The sequence below is a fragment of the Microbacterium imperiale genome, assembly GCF_017876655.1.
GTDB lineage: Bacteria > Actinomycetota > Actinomycetes > Actinomycetales > Microbacteriaceae > Microbacterium > Microbacterium imperiale.
Genome location: NZ_JAGIOK010000001.1, coordinates 2,262,431 through 2,276,024 on the forward strand (window position 1 = coordinate 2,262,431; position 13,594 = coordinate 2,276,024).

General features: G+C 72.9%; 14 protein-coding genes and 1 riboswitch. Of the genes, 10 read left to right on the top strand and 4 right to left on the bottom strand.

The features are described 5' to 3' along the window. From JOF37_RS11080 to JOF37_RS11095, 4 genes are all read left to right on the top strand, one after another. On the top strand, window positions 1-411 hold the full coding sequence (locus JOF37_RS11080; protein WP_210006866.1) for a phage holin family protein: 411 nt from the start codon (window positions 1-3) through the stop codon (window positions 409-411). Further along, window positions 401-667 (top strand): hypothetical protein, encoded by a 267-nt coding sequence (locus tag JOF37_RS11085; RefSeq protein WP_210006867.1) that lies wholly within the window; start codon window positions 401-403, stop codon window positions 665-667. The genes JOF37_RS11080 and JOF37_RS11085 overlap by 11 nt, the downstream gene beginning before the upstream one ends. A 226-nt stretch (window positions 668-893) precedes the next feature. Next, window positions 894-1,691, top strand: coding sequence for a uroporphyrinogen-III synthase (locus JOF37_RS11090; RefSeq protein WP_210006868.1), 798 nt, complete (start codon window positions 894-896; stop codon window positions 1,689-1,691). Window positions 1,692-1,768: 77 nt separating this feature from the next. Beyond that, window positions 1,769-2,161: a hypothetical protein gene (locus JOF37_RS11095; RefSeq protein WP_210006869.1), complete on the top strand. Its 393-nt coding sequence runs from the start codon at window positions 1,769-1,771 to the stop codon at window positions 2,159-2,161. Window positions 2,162-2,171: 10 nt separating this feature from the next. Here the strand turns inward: JOF37_RS11095 and JOF37_RS11100 are convergent, their stop codons facing one another. Together JOF37_RS11100 and JOF37_RS11105 are read right to left on the bottom strand one after the other, a co-directional pair. Next, entirely contained in the window at window positions 2,172-2,993 is an 822-nt protein-coding gene (locus tag JOF37_RS11100; protein WP_210006870.1) for an ABC transporter permease, read from the bottom strand. Continuing rightward, entirely contained in the window at window positions 2,990-3,943 is a 954-nt protein-coding gene (locus JOF37_RS11105) for an ATP-binding cassette domain-containing protein (RefSeq protein ID WP_210006871.1), read from the bottom strand. Before JOF37_RS11105 ends, JOF37_RS11100 begins: the two co-directional genes overlap by 4 nt. A 130-nt stretch (window positions 3,944-4,073) precedes the next feature. On the opposite strand from JOF37_RS11105, the gene JOF37_RS11110 reads away from it, so the two are divergent. After that, complete coding sequence (locus JOF37_RS11110; protein WP_210006872.1) at window positions 4,074-5,144, top strand: enoyl-CoA hydratase/isomerase family protein; 1,071 nt, start codon at window positions 4,074-4,076, stop codon at window positions 5,142-5,144. A gap of 99 nt (window positions 5,145-5,243) precedes the next feature. Then, complete coding sequence (locus JOF37_RS11115; protein WP_210006873.1) at window positions 5,244-6,167, top strand: DnaJ domain-containing protein; 924 nt, start codon at window positions 5,244-5,246, stop codon at window positions 6,165-6,167. A gap of 14 nt (window positions 6,168-6,181) precedes the next feature. On the opposite strand, the gene JOF37_RS11120 is transcribed toward JOF37_RS11115, so the two are convergent. After that, window positions 6,182-7,588, bottom strand: a complete 1,407-nt coding sequence (locus JOF37_RS11120; RefSeq protein ID WP_271175056.1) for a D-alanyl-D-alanine carboxypeptidase family protein — start codon at window positions 7,586-7,588, stop codon at window positions 6,182-6,184. A 36-nt stretch (window positions 7,589-7,624) separates the two neighbouring features. Continuing rightward, window positions 7,625-7,734, top strand: a riboswitch (TPP riboswitch). Here JOF37_RS11120 and JOF37_RS11125 point away from each other — a divergent pair. The 3 genes from JOF37_RS11125 to JOF37_RS11135 all read left to right on the top strand — a co-directional run bounded on the left by JOF37_RS11125 (window position 7,727) and on the right by JOF37_RS11135 (window position 10,724). Next, window positions 7,727-8,362, top strand: coding sequence for an ECF transporter S component (locus JOF37_RS11125; RefSeq protein ID WP_210006875.1), 636 nt, complete (start codon window positions 7,727-7,729; stop codon window positions 8,360-8,362). It overlaps the preceding riboswitch by 8 nt. Before the next feature lie 2 nt (window positions 8,363-8,364). Then, complete coding sequence (locus tag JOF37_RS11130; protein ID WP_271175057.1) at window positions 8,365-9,936, top strand: ABC transporter ATP-binding protein; 1,572 nt, start codon at window positions 8,365-8,367, stop codon at window positions 9,934-9,936. Further along, a complete protein-coding gene (locus JOF37_RS11135) occupies window positions 9,933-10,724 on the top strand; it encodes an energy-coupling factor transporter transmembrane component T family protein (RefSeq protein ID WP_210006876.1) in 792 nt (263 codons plus the stop codon). The genes JOF37_RS11130 and JOF37_RS11135 overlap by 4 nt, the downstream gene beginning before the upstream one ends. Window positions 10,725-10,733: 9 nt before the next feature. Here JOF37_RS11135 and JOF37_RS11140 read toward each other — a convergent pair whose 3' ends face one another. Then, window positions 10,734-11,714, bottom strand: a complete 981-nt coding sequence (locus tag JOF37_RS11140; RefSeq protein ID WP_210006877.1) for a sugar-binding transcriptional regulator — start codon at window positions 11,712-11,714, stop codon at window positions 10,734-10,736. Between the two features lie 119 nt (window positions 11,715-11,833). Here JOF37_RS11140 and JOF37_RS11145 point away from each other — a divergent pair, with 119 nt between their 5' ends. Beyond that, window positions 11,834-13,552 carry a glycerol-3-phosphate dehydrogenase/oxidase gene (locus JOF37_RS11145; protein WP_210006878.1) on the top strand — a complete coding sequence of 573 codons (1,719 nt, stop codon included), beginning with the start codon at window positions 11,834-11,836 and terminating at the stop codon, window positions 13,550-13,552. The last annotated feature ends 42 nt before the right edge of the window (window positions 13,553-13,594 follow it).

Consider the following 13,594-nt stretch of genomic DNA (forward strand, 5'->3'; position numbering starts at 1 on the left):
ATGAGCACCCCTCGCGGATTCCGCGATCGCGCCGACGACAGCCTGTTCACCCTCATCGGTGACATCCCGGAACTGGTCCGCAACCTCGTCGTCGCCGAGATCGATTCGGCCAAGACCTGGGCGAAGAAGACGGGGAAGGATGCCGGCCTCGGCGGTGTCTGGTTCATCGTAGCGCTGTTCTTCCTCTTCTGGACGATCCCGGCCATCGGCGCTTTCGCGATCATCGGTCTGTCGTCGTGGATGCCCGCGTGGGTCGCGTCGCTCATCGTGATCGGGATCCTCCTCGTCGTCGCGGTCGTGTTCGCGCTGCTGGGGCTGATGCGCTTCAAGCGGTTGAGCTCGCGTCAGAATCCCGCGCAGGCGATCTCCACCGACGCCAAGATCGTGAAGGAAGTGGCCGATGAGTTCTGAGCTGCCCGACACCGCCGTGCCCCTCGGCATCGCCGACCCGGTCCAGAAGGCCCGGGCCGAGCTGAAGGCGGCGCTCGCCGCGATCGAGCACAAGGCGAACCTGCCCAAGCGCGCGGTCATCGCGACCGACCGCGCCTCGCGCGAGGCGCGTGCCTACGCACGCCGCAACCCGACCGGTGCCGCCGCCGCAGCCGTCGGTGTCGCTGTCGCCGTGGGTGCCGTCGTCTGGGGCGTCGCCCGCCTCATCGCCCGCTGACCCCGCGGCATCCGCTCCGATCCGGCCCCGTCGCTGACGCGACGAGACCGGATCGATACGCTGCCCCGAGCATGCCCCCGCCACGGCGGGGGTATGCTCGGAAAACGAGGCAGCGGCAATGGAGCGGATGCTGCCGATGTTGCGTACCCGGGTTGCACCATCCGGGTGCCCGAATCGTGCGTCGGCCGCTCTTCCGGGGGCGGCGGCGCCTCATGAGAGTCACGAAATGGACCCCGAGCCCCGAAACGCAGAGCCGCACAAGCCGCTGCGCGGCTGGCGGGTGCTCGTGCCTCGCGGCGGGCCCTGGGGTGATCAGGTCGCCGCTCTGCTGCGTTCGCACGGGGCGACGCCGGTCATCGCCCCGCTGGTGAACTTCGCGCCCACGACCGAGGTCGCCGAGCTCGACGCGGCGCTGGCCGACCTCGCGGCAGGCGCGTTCGACTGGATCACCCTGACCAGCGCGACGACCGTCGACGTGCTCTACGCCTATCGCGCCGAGATCCCCGCGCACACGCGCGTCGCCGCCGTCGGCGAGACGACCGCGGCCGCGCTGACCGCGGTCGGGTACCGCGTCGATCTCGTGCCCGACGAAGACGACTCCGCCGCCGGCCTGGCCGAGCAGATCATCGCGATCGAGTCGTCGCCCACACGTGTGCTCGCGCTGCGCAGCGAGACCGCCAAGCCCGTCCTGACGCGGATGCTCGTCGAGGCGGGCCACGAGGTGCGCAGCGTCGTCGCCTACCGCACCGTGGGCGTGCCGGTCACCGAGCGGATCGCCGCGGACGTCGCGAGCGGTCGCATCAACGCCGTCCTCGTGACGAGCGGTTCGGTGGCCGAGCAGGTCAGCGAGCAGTTCCCCGATCTGCCCGCGAGCACGCTCGTCGCCGCGATCGGCCCGCGCACGGCCCGCGACGCCCGCAAACTGGGGCTCACCGTCGACGTCGTGGCCGGCGAGACGACCGTGACCTCGCTGCTCGAGGCGATCGCGCGGCAACCCGCGCCGACCGGCGGCGCACCCGCCTGACCGGAGCCGCGCGACCGTGCTGCGATCGTTGTCGGTCTGTGAGCAAACCGGCAGGGGCCGCCTGGCAGACTGAGGTCATGGTGACCCTGCTGCTCGACTCCGCGCAGCTCGAAGTCGTCCTCTCGGCGACGGAACGGGCCGCGGCATTCCGCAAGAGGAATGTCCAGGTGGCGCGCGAGCACATCACGAAGGTCCAGTTGACCGACGACGCGTGGTCGTGGCTGCGCGGCGTCCCGCGTCCCGGCCTGCTCGTGCCCGGGGTCATCGCCTCGGGGTCGTTCGAGTCTGCCGGCGGCGTCGACTTCGTCCTCGTCCGCCGGCGTCGCCCGTCGGTCGTGGTCGACCTCGACGGCGACGCGGAGTTCCAGCGCCTCGTCCTGACCACGCGCCACGGACTGGCGCTCGTGCAGGCGCTGCGGCTCGACGTCGAGGATGAGCCGGCCGACGTCGCCGATCTCGTCGCGCCGTGACGCGGGCTCGTCAGACGACGTCGCGTCGCCACGACGCGGCGTAGCCGAGGAGCGCGAACAGCAGCGCGTAACCGGCCAGCACGAGGCCGCCCGCCCACCATTCGAGCGGCTGGTCGGCGCCGCCGCCCATGATCGCGTAGATGCTGTCGCCCGCGAGGGCATCGGACGCCGCCCCGGGCAGGAAGCGCGCGACATCCCCGAGTCCCTCGACGAGTCCCGCTCCGAGGCGGGCGATCGGCTCGACGAACTGGGTGAAGGCCAGGATGCCGACCACGGCGGCGATCTGGTTGCGGATGAGCGTTCCCAGCCCGATGCCGACGAGCACCCACAGGACGAGGGCGAGGACCATGCGCCCCAGCAGGGCCCAGGTCTCGGCGCTGTCGAGTTGCGGATCGATGCCGAACAGGGCGAGGACGCCGCCGCCGGCGACGACGGTCGAGCCGACGGCGGCGACCGCGAAGACGAGGCCCATGACGATGCCGGCGAGCATCTTGGCCGACAGGGCGACGCCGCGCCGGGGCGTGGCGAGGAAGGTCGGGGTGAGGGTCTTGTGGCGATACTCGCCCGTCACCAGCAGCGTGCCGACGATGAGCGGGAAGACGTAGCCCATGGCGGTCGCGAGCCCGTAGATCAGTCGCGGGATCCGCTCGCCGAGTCCGGTCGGCATCGTCGTCGCGCCGCCGAGCGAACCCGTCTCGCCGGCGGCGATGACGGCGGCCATGCCGCCCGCGGTGCTGCCGATGTAGAGCACGAGGACGATCAGCAGGATCCACCACACGGACGTCGAGAACTGCTTCGTCAGTTCCGAACGGGTCGCGTTCAGAAGGTTCATCGGCCCGCCTCCTCGTCCGCCGCAGGCGGTGCCTCGCCCGCGGCCGACGGGTGCACGCGCGTCCCGCTGACCAGTTCGAGGAAGACCTCTTCGAACGCCGGTCCCTTCCGCTGCAACGACGTCAGTGCGATGCCCGCCGCTGCCGCGATGCGGCCGACCGTGGGCGCGTCGGCGCCGCGGACGGCCAGGCCGGTGCGCCGTTCGTCGCTTTCGAAGCCGGCGGCGCTCAGGGCGGCGCGCAGCGCGTCGCGATCGTCGGCGTCGACGACGGTCGCGATCTCGTCCTGGGGCACGACGCTGTCGATGCCGCCCTGATAGACGAGGCGCCCGCGCGTGATGATCATGAGGGCGTCGACCGACTGCTGGACCTCGGCCAGCAGGTGCGACGACACGAGCACGGTGCGACCCTCAGCGGCGAGGTCGCGCAGGAACCGGCGGATCCAGCGGATGCCTTCGGGATCGAGGCCGTTCGTCGGCTCGTCGAGCACGAGCACACCGGGGTCGCCGAGCAGCGCATACGCCAGCCCCAAGCGCTGGCGCATGCCGAGCGAGAAGCCGCCGACGCGACGGCCCGCGACGTCGGCGAGCCCGACCGTCCCGAGCGCGTCGTCGACGCGAGTGACCGGGATGCCGGCGGCGCGGGCGTACACGCGCAGGTGCGCGGCCGCCGAGCGCCCGGGGTGGAAGCTCGACGCCTCCAGGACGGCGCCGACGGTCTGGAGGGGGTGCTTGAGCTCGCGGTAGCGCTGGCCGCCGATGGTCGCCGACCCGGATGTCGCCGAGACGAGGCCCAGCAGGATGCGCAGCGTCGTCGTCTTGCCGGCGCCGTTCGGGCCGAGGAACCCGGTCACGGTGCCCGGCTCGACGCGCGCCGTCAGCCCGTCGACCGCGGCGACGGGGCCGAAACGCTTCGTCACCTCGGAGAATTCCAGAACCTGTCCGCTCGACATCGCGCCCCCTTTCGCCGGATGGTGTTGCGACCATCCTGCCCGAGGCGGAGCGCCGCACGCGAACTCCCGCCTGTGGGCTGCCGGTTGCGGCAGCCCGCGCGGAGCGTGCGGCGCGGGTAGCGTGGCGAGGGTGACCGACGCCGCTGCATCCGTTTCGCACGTCCGAATCCGCGTCGATCGCGCGCTCGGACACCTGACCCTCGACCGGCCGCGCGCGATCAACGCGCTCGACCTCGGGATGATCCACGACCTGGCGGCGGCGCTCGACGCGTGGGAGCGCGACCCCGGTGTCGACGCGGTGCTGCTCGACGGCGCCGGTGAGCGCGGCTTCTGCGCGGGCGGCGACGTACGCGGGCTGCACGACCAGATCGCCGGTGGCGACGTCGCGGCGGCGGCGCGCTTCTTCCGCGCCGAGTACGCGCTGAACGCGCGCATCAGCTCGTACCCCAAGCCGGTGATCGCCGTCGCCGACGGGGTGACGATGGGCGGCGGTATCGGTCTCGCGGGGCACGCGGCGGTGCGCGTGGTGACGGAGCGCTCGCGGTTGGCGATGCCCGAGACGCGCATCGGCTTCACCCCCGACGTCGGCGGCAGCCTGTTGCTCGCTCGCGCCCCGGGACGGCTCGGGGAGTACCTCGCCCTGACCGGGGGCACGATGGATGCTGCCGACGCCATCTACGCCGGTTTCGCCGATCATCTCGTGCCCGCCGACCGGCTCGACGATCTGCGCGAGGCCCTCGTCAGTCGTGCCGACCCGCAGACGGCCACCGAGCTCGTATTGCTGTTCGACGAGACGGCGGGGCCGTCACAGCTCGAGGCGGACCGTCCCTGGATCGACGACGCCTTCGCAGCCGACACCGTCGACGGGATCGTCGAACGGCTGCGCCGACGGCCCGAGCCGCGGGCCCGCGAGACGGCCGCCGAGCTCGACGCCCTTCCGCCGACGGCGCTCGCCGTCACCCTCGCCTCGGTCCGTGCCGCGCGGCAGCGTCCCGATCTGCGGTCGGTGCTGGCCCGGGAGTACGGCCTCGTCCTGTGGTTCGCCCAGACGCAGCCCGATCTGCTGGAGGGCATCCGCGCGCGCCTCGTCGACAAGGACGGCGCGCCGCGCTGGTCGCCGGCGTCGCGTGCCGATCTCGCCGACGACATCCTCGATCGCGCGTTCGGCTTCGAGCCGCATCCCGCGCTGTGGAGTGACTGAGACGCCCCGCCACCCGAGGCCCGGACGCGCCGAGCCGTAATAGTCTCGGGATGTTGTGCGCCCACGCCCGAACGGAGCGTGCCGGCGTGAGGAGGGTTCGTGTTCGACAGTCCGCTGTCCGCATCGGCGTACGAGGTGCTCGGGGTCGCGCACGACGTCGACGACGACGAGCTGCGCCGGGCGTACCGGCTGCGCCTGCGCGAGACGCACCCCGACACCGGCGGCGACGCGGCCCGGTTCGTCCAGGTCCAGCGCGCGTGGGACCTCGTCGGCACGCGCGAAGCCCGCGCCGTCTACGACCGCGGTCACGGCTTCGCCGACGCGCCGTCGTTCTCGCCGGATGCTCCGGGCTGGCGACCGCCCCAGCGCCCCGCCGACACGCGGCCGCGTGCGCGGTCGTTCGGCCAGCCGGGCGGATGGCGTCGCGAGCGCTACCTGACCCTGATCCGCGAGTGGGTCGGACGCGGGGCGCCGCTCGACGACCCCTACGACCCCGCCCTGGTGCGCACCGCGCCGCACGAGATCCGCCGGCTGCTGGCCGACGCCTTGGCCGAAGAGGCCACAGCCCGCATCGTGGCCGACCTGGGCATGGGCTACACCGTGTGGCACGACGTGGCAGCGGATCCGCGCGATCCCGAGGCGAAGCTCGACCATGTGGTGCTCGGCCCCTCGGGGCTGTACGCCGTGCTGTCGGAGGACTTCGGCAGCCCCGTGCGCACGCGCCGCGGCGAACTCATCGGCGACGGCGTCGGCGCACCCGTCGCCACCCTCGTGCAGCGGGCGCGTGCCCTCGGTCGCGCGGCACGCGTGAAGTTCAGCGGCGCGATCGTCGTGCTGCCCGACGACGACGTGGCGCAGGCCATCGACGAGCTGGGCCGCGTCCGCGGCCTCGTCGTCGCGGTCGTCGGACGCTCGGCGCTGTCGACCGTGCTGCGGCGCGGGGTCGCCGGTGCGCGCGAGATCGGCGGCAACGAGCTCTTCGACGTCCGCACCCGGCTGCAGCAGACGGTTCGCTTCGTCTGACCCGCGCGGGTCGGTCAGTCCGCGAGACCCCACAGCTGAAGCGGGTGGCTGAGGCGCCACCAGGCATCCGGGTCGGGGATGTCGGATGCCAGCTTCAGCGTCGTCGTCGCGGAACCCAGAGGCCCCGTCAGCACGAGCTCGCCGACGGCGTCCCCGGCGGCGCGGGCGTCACCGAGCTCGATCTCGGGTGTCGCTTGGGCGGCTTGGGCGTTCCACAGGGCGACCCGCACATCCGCATCGGTGACGATGTCGGCCGCAGCGCCCCACGCCGTCGTGACGGTGCCCGCCAACGTGCCGGCGGACAGGCTCGGCGATGCCGCGACCTCGGCGAGGGTGCGCTCGAGAAGTGCGGCGGTGGCGGAGTGGCGGGTGTCGTCGTCGGGCTGGCCGAGCGCGACGGCGTACGCGCGGACGGTCGTTCCGTCGAAGGTCGCGTCCTGCGCCGCGACGAGGTTGAACGAGCCGAAGAGGCTGCCGGTCTTGATCCCGACCACTTCCGGGTTCGCCAGCAGCGCGTTCGTGTTCTCGACCAGGCCGGCGCCGGGCAGGTCGACGGAGCGCTGCCCGACGATCTCGGCGACGACCGGATTCGACATCGCGGCCCGGCCGAGCGCGATGACGGATGCCGGGTCGGCGGTGTTGTCGGAATCGATCCCGCTGGGATCGACGACGGTGATCCCGTCGAGTCCATGCTCCGCGAGCCAGGTGTTGGCCGCACGCGCGTAGACCTCGTCGTTGGGCCACAGCTCCGACACGAGCCGGTCGGCGTAGTTGTTCGCTGAGCCGATCAGCACTCCCTGCAGCAGCTGATACTGCGTGAGGACACCGTCGACGGGGACGTCGAGGGCGGACTGGTCGTCGGCGAGGTAGGCGCGGTAGTCGCGCCGGTCGGCCGCGGTGAACGCGTACTCCGGTCCCTGTTCGCCGACGCCCAGCGGCTGCTCGTCGAGAACGACGAGCGCCGTCACGAGCTTCGTGATGCTCGCGATGGAAGCCGGGTCGGTGCTCGAGGCGGCGGTGGCGCCGAGGCCCTCGACCGCCGTCGCCCCGGCGCCGTCGGCCGGCCAGGCGGGCTGGGCCGCGGTGGCGGCGGGCGCGGCGACGAGAGCGGGGAGGACCGTGGGGGCGACGGCGTCGAGGGGCCACAGCAGCGTCGCCGCCGCGTAGCCCCCGACGATGAGCGCGGGGATGCCGAGGGCCGGCACGGCTGCTCCGGGCCCGGGGCGAGAGCGCGGCGGATCGTCCGCGAGCAGGTCGGCGTGCGCGATCGCGTAGGGCCCGGCGGAGGCGGCGAGGTCCTGGCGCGGACTGCGGCCGGCGACGGCATCCTCGTCCACCCAGGCCAGCGCGGTGCGGCGCGACCCCTCGGCGGCAGCCCTCCGGGCTCGACGCGTCGTCGCTGACGCGTCGGGAGAACTCACCCGCCCAACGTACAACGCCGCCGCGACGTATACTTCATCGACAACCACGGGAGTCCGGTGAGCCGGGCTGAGAGGAAGCGATCCACGCTTCGACCGTCGAACCTGATCCGGATCATGCCGGCGCAGGGAGGAGAGAACATGCACACTGCTGCGTCCACGACCGAGACCGCCGATCGTCGCCCCGATGCACCGGGACGGTTCCGGTGGCGCGTCGTCGACATCGTCATCGCGAGCGTCATCGGGGTCGCCTGCGCGGCCGTCTTCCTGCTGTGGAACGTCGGCTACGAGGGCCCGTCCGCGCTGCTCTCGCCGCTGCTGCCCGGCGTGCAGGGGCTGCTCGCCGGTCCCTGGCTGATCGCGGGTGTGCTCGGCGCGCTCATCATCCGCAAGCCTGGCGCGGCGATCTACACCGAGCTGCTGGCCGCCGTCATCTCGGCGCTCGTCGGCAACCAGTGGGGTCCGCTGACGATCGTGTCGGGCATCGTGCAGGGTCTGGGCGCTGAGCTGATCTTCCTGCTCTTCCTCTACGCCTCGTGGCGCCTGCCCGTCGCGATGCTGGCCGGCGCCGGCGCCGGCCTGGCCTGCGGCATCAACGACCGCGTGCTCTGGTACCCCGGCGCCGACACGCTGTTCACGTCGGTGTACATCGCCTCGACGACCATCTCGGGAGCCGTCATCGCCGGCCTCGGCGCCTGGCTCATCACGCGCGCCCTCGCGCGAACGGGCGCGCTCAGCCGCTTCGCCGCCGGGCGAGAAGCGGCGACGCGCGTCTGACGGTGGCGGCGACGGCATCGCCGCGGCCCGCGACGATCGAGGCGCGCGGGTGGGGCTGGCGCTACGCCACCCGGCGCGCCTGGGCGCTGCGCGACACCTCGTTCCGCATCGAGGCGGGGGAGCGGGTGCTGCTGCTCGGGGCATCGGGCTCGGGCAAGTCCACCCTGCTGCAGGGGATGGCCGGCGTGCTCGGGGGAGCGGACGAGGGCGAGCAGCAGGGACAGCTTCTCGTCGACGGCGAGCCCGCCGCCGCGACCCGCGGCCGGACGGGACTGGTGCTGCAGGACCCCGACAGCCAGACCATCCTGGCGCGGGTCGGCGACGACATCGCCTTCGGCTGCGAGAACCTCGGCGTACCCCGTCCGGAGATCTGGGCGCGCGTGCGCGACGCCCGCGATGCGGTGGGCCTCGACGTCCCGCTCGATCGCTCGACCTCGGCGCTGTCGGGCGGGCAGAAGCAGCGCCTCGCTCTGGCGGGTGTCGTGGCGATGCGCCCCGGCGCCGTGCTGCTCGACGAGCCGACGGCGAACCTCGATCCCGCCGGAGTCACGGACGTCCGGGATGCCGTGGCCCGCGCGCTCGATGCGACGGGGGCGACGCTCGTCGTGATCGAGCACCGCATCGAGGCCTGGCTGCCGCTGGTGACCCGGGTGATCGTGCTCGGCCCCGGCGGCGGGGTGGTCGCCGACGGTGACCCGCGCACGGTGTTGCAGCAACGCGGGCCGGAACTCGCCGCGGCGGGCGTGTGGGTGCCCGGCATCCGCCCGCCGTTCCCGCCCCTGCCTCCCGCGCTCGACGGCTCCCCGGCGCGCGGTGACGCGCTGGTCTCGGGCGAGGGGCTCGTGGTGGGCCGGGTGCCCGGTGTGCCGGTGGCCGGTCCGCTCGATGTCGAAGTGCGCCGCGGCGAGGTGCTCGGCATCGTCGGCGCGAACGGTGCCGGCAAGTCGACGCTCGGACTCACCCTCGCCGGGCTCATTCCCGCGCTGGGCGGCACGGTGCGCGCCGCGTCCGCGCTCGCGGACGGTGCGGCGCTGACGCCGCGCGCGCGTCGCCGGCTCCGCCGCGGATCCGGGCCCGCTGCTTCTCCCGCCGATCCCGGTACCTGGACCTCGACGGCCCTGCTGACCCGCATCGGCACCGTGCTGCAGGAGCCCGAGCATCAGATCCTGCGGGCGACGGTGCGCGAGGAGCTCGAGGTGGGACCCCGCGCGCTCGGCCTTCCCGACGCCGAGATCGCGGCGCGCGTCGACGAGCTGCTCGAGCGGCTGCGTCTGGCGGCGCTCGCGCCGGCGAACCCCTACACGCTCTCGGGCGGAGAGAAGCGGCGCCTGACGGTCGCCGCGATGCTGGCCGCCCGGCCGCGTGTGGTCGTGCTCGATGAGCCCACCTACGGGCAGGATGCCCGCACCTGGAGCGAGCTGGTCGCGATCATCGCGGCTCTGCGCGACGGCATCGACGACCGCGGGCCGCTGGGCGTGGCGGCCATCACCCACGACGAGGCCGTGCTCGAGGCGCTCGCTGCTCGGCGGTTCGAGCTGCGCGCATCGGGGCTTCCGACGGAGGCGTCGAGGTGAGCGCCGACGCGACGGCTGCCGAGCGCCGCCGGGGCGTGGCCGGGCTCAACGCGGTCGCGAAGCTCGTCGCCGCGCTGCTGATCGCGTTGCCCCTCGTCGTCACGATCGATCCGGTCTCGGCCGCGGTGGCCCTCGTGCTCGAGCTCCCGCTGCTGCTGGCTGCGGGACTGGGATGGCGGCGGTTCTGGGTGCGCACGACGCCGCTGTGGCTCGCGGCGCCCGCGGCGGCGGTGACGATCGCGCTTTACGGGCAGCGCAGCGGTGAGGAGGTCTTCTCGTGGCTGTTCGTGCACGTGAGCGAGGGCTCGCTCGTGCTGGGGCTGGCGACGCTGCTTCGCGTGCTGGCGATCGGGCTCCCCGCCGTCGTGCTGTTCGTCACGGTCGACCCGACCGATCTCGCCGATGGTCTCGCGCAGATCCTGCGCCTGCCGGCACGGTTCGTCATCGGCGGATTGGCCGGGATGCGGATGCTGGGGCTGCTGGCCGACGACTGGCGCGCGCTGTCGTTGGCGCGGCGGGCGCGGGGCGTGGCCGACGCCGGGCGCATCCGCCGTGCAGCGGGCATGGCGTTCGCCCTGTTCGTGCTCGCGATCCGCCGCGGATCGTCGCTCGCCACCGCGATGGAGGCCCGCGCTTTCGGTGCGCCGACGCCGCGCACGTGGGCGCGAGCGTCGCGCCTGGCCCCCGCCGATCTGCTGCTCATGGCGGCGGGGCTGGCCATCTCGGTGACGGCCCTGGGCGTTGCCCTCGCCGTCGGGGCGTTCCACCCGATCTTCGGCCCCGCCTAGGCCGACCCGTCAGAGCGAGCCGACGGTGGTCTCGGCCACCCGCCGCGCGAGCGACTCCTCGACGACCAGCTCGGTGATCAGGCCCGCCGCGAGCGCGCCGCGGAGCGCATCGAGCTTCGACAGGCTCGAGACGGCGCAGAGGCGGCGCGGGATGCGCCGGATCGACTCGAGCGACGGACCGCTCGAGCGGGCGTTCAGTTCGATGCCCGTCGCCGACCCGTCGAGGCGGTAGAAGACCGTCGCGCAGTCGCCGACCACGCCGTCGCGCAGCAGTCCGCGCAGGTCGTCGCCGGTGAGGTACCCGCCGGCGTAGACATGGGAGGGGACGTCCGCCTGCGGCGAGCCGAGGCCGAAGACGAACACCTGCACGCGCGATTGGGCGTCGAGTACCCGGCGGATCGACCGCTCCCGCCACAGCAGCTGCTTGGTGAGCGGATCGTCGAAGAGCGCGGGCACGGGGAACTGCTGCACATCGGTGCCGAAAGCCTGCCCGAAACGTTCGAGGATCGCGCCGGAGTACGAGATGCCCGAGGTCGACTCATTGGCGGCTCCGTTCATCTGCACGATCTGCGAGTCGTGCAGGCGCTTGGTCGGCAGGTGGCGGGCGATCGCCGATACCGTCGCACCCCACGCGATGCCGATGCTCGCATCCGGATCGAGCGTCGACGCGAGCACGTGCGCCGCGGTGCGCGCCGTCCGCTCGAGGCGTTCGGCGTCGGTCGAGCGCGGCGGCGTGCTCACCACGTGCACCGAGATGCCGAACCGCTCGGCCAGGCGCCGGGCGACCACCGAGTTCGCCTCCTGCGGCGAATGGACCGTGATCTCGACGAGCCCGATCTCGCGCGCGTGGGCGAGCAGGCGCGACACCGACGATCGCGAGAGCGTCATCTCCGCCGCGATCTGATCCATCGTCTGGTCCTGCACGTAGTACAGCTGCGCGGCGTGCAGGGCATCGCGGGTGCGGGCATCGGCCTCGGCGTCGGCGCTCATCCGTCTCCGTCCTGCACGATCGTGCACTGAGCCGCGGGTTCCGCACGTTTGTTCACAACGGTTGCGCATCCGTGCGGCGGCATCCCAGTGTAGAAGAGACCGCTGGGAAGAGAGACACGATGACCGAGTCGACGACGACCACACGCCCGAACATCCGAGCCCTGCGCGACCGCCCGCATGCCGAGGTCCTGGTCATCGGCGGAGGGATCAACGGCATCGCGACGTTCCGCGATCTGGCGCTGCAGGGTGTCGACGTGGCGCTCGTGGAGCGCGGCGACTACGTCAGCGGGGCCTCGTCGGCCTCCAGCCACATGATCCACGGCGGCGTGCGGTACCTCGAGAACGGCGAGTTCCGCCTGGTCAAGGAGTCCGTCACCGAGCGCAACCGCCTCGTGCGCAACGCGCCGCACTTCGTCAAGCCGCTGCCGACGACCATCCCGATCCACCGGACGTTCTCGGGCATCCTCGCCGCCCCGTTCCGGCTGCTCGTGACGCACGGCCGCGGCAAGCCCCGCGAGCGCGGCGCACTGCTGATCAAGCTCGGCCTGATCATGTACGACACCTTCTCGCGCGACGGCGGCGCCGTGCCGCGTCACAGCTTCCGGGGACGCCGAGCGTCGCGGCGCGAGTTCCCCGAGCTGGACGAGCGCTTCCGCTACACCGCCACCTACTTCGACGCCTCGATGCACGACCCCGAGCGCATCGCCCTCGACGTGCTGCGCGACGGCGGGCGCGAGGAGTCCGCGCGCGCTGCCAACTACGCACCGGTCGTCGGGGCGGAGGGCTCGGCGGTCGTCATCCGCGATGACGTCACCGGCGAGGAGTTCCCCTTCACCGCCGACGTCGTGATCAACACGAGCGGCCCGTGGACCGACATCACGAACACCGCGCTCGGCGCCCCGTCCCGGTACATGGGCGGCACGAAGGGCTCGCACATCGTCCTCGACAACCCGGCGCTGCTCGAAGCGACCCGGGGCAACGAGATCTTCTTCGAGGCCGCCGACGGCCGCATCGTCCTCATCTACCCGCTCAAGGGGCGCGTCATGGTCGGGACGACCGACATCGACGCCGACCCGGCGCAGTCGACGGTGTGCACCGATGACGAGATCGATTACTTCTTCGACCTGATCGCGCAGGTCTTCCCGGATCTGGCGGTCGATCGCTCGCAGATCGTGTACACCTTCTCGGGCATCCGGCCGCTGCCCCGCCACGACGACCTCGCCCCCGGCTTCGTGTCGCGCGACTACCGGATCGAGCGGGGAGACCTGGGCGGCGTCCCGGTGCTCAGCCTCGTCGGCGGCAAGTGGACGACCTTCCGCGCACTCGCCGAGCACCTGTCGACCGACGTGCTGAGCCTGCTCGGGCGACAGCGCCGGGTCGACACGACCGACCTCGCGATCGGCGGCGGCGCCGGCTATCCGCGCAGCGACGCCGAGCGGTCCGCATGGCTCGACGCTCACCGCGGTGCGCACTCCCGCGAGATCGCCGATCGGATGCTGGAGCGCTATGGCACGTACGCCGCCGAGGTGCTCGCAGCGCTGCCGGTGACGCAGCAGTCGCTCCCGCACGCACCCGGCTACTCCGCCGAGGAGATCGCGTTCCTCGCCGAGCGCGAGGAGGTCGTGTCGCTGCTGGACCTGCTGCTGCGCCGGACGCACATCGCCTTCGTCGGCGGCGTGACGACCGAGACCCTCACCGAGGTCGCCGAAGCCGCCGCACCCGTGCTCGGGTGGGACCGCGACGCGGTCGAGGCCCAGGTGCACGACGCGGCGACCACGCTGCTGACCCGGCACCGCATCGACGTCACGACGTCGTCGCTCGCTCCGACGGGAGCGTGACGGCGGCTGACCCCAGCCCCGGCGCGGCCTGACGCCGGCATC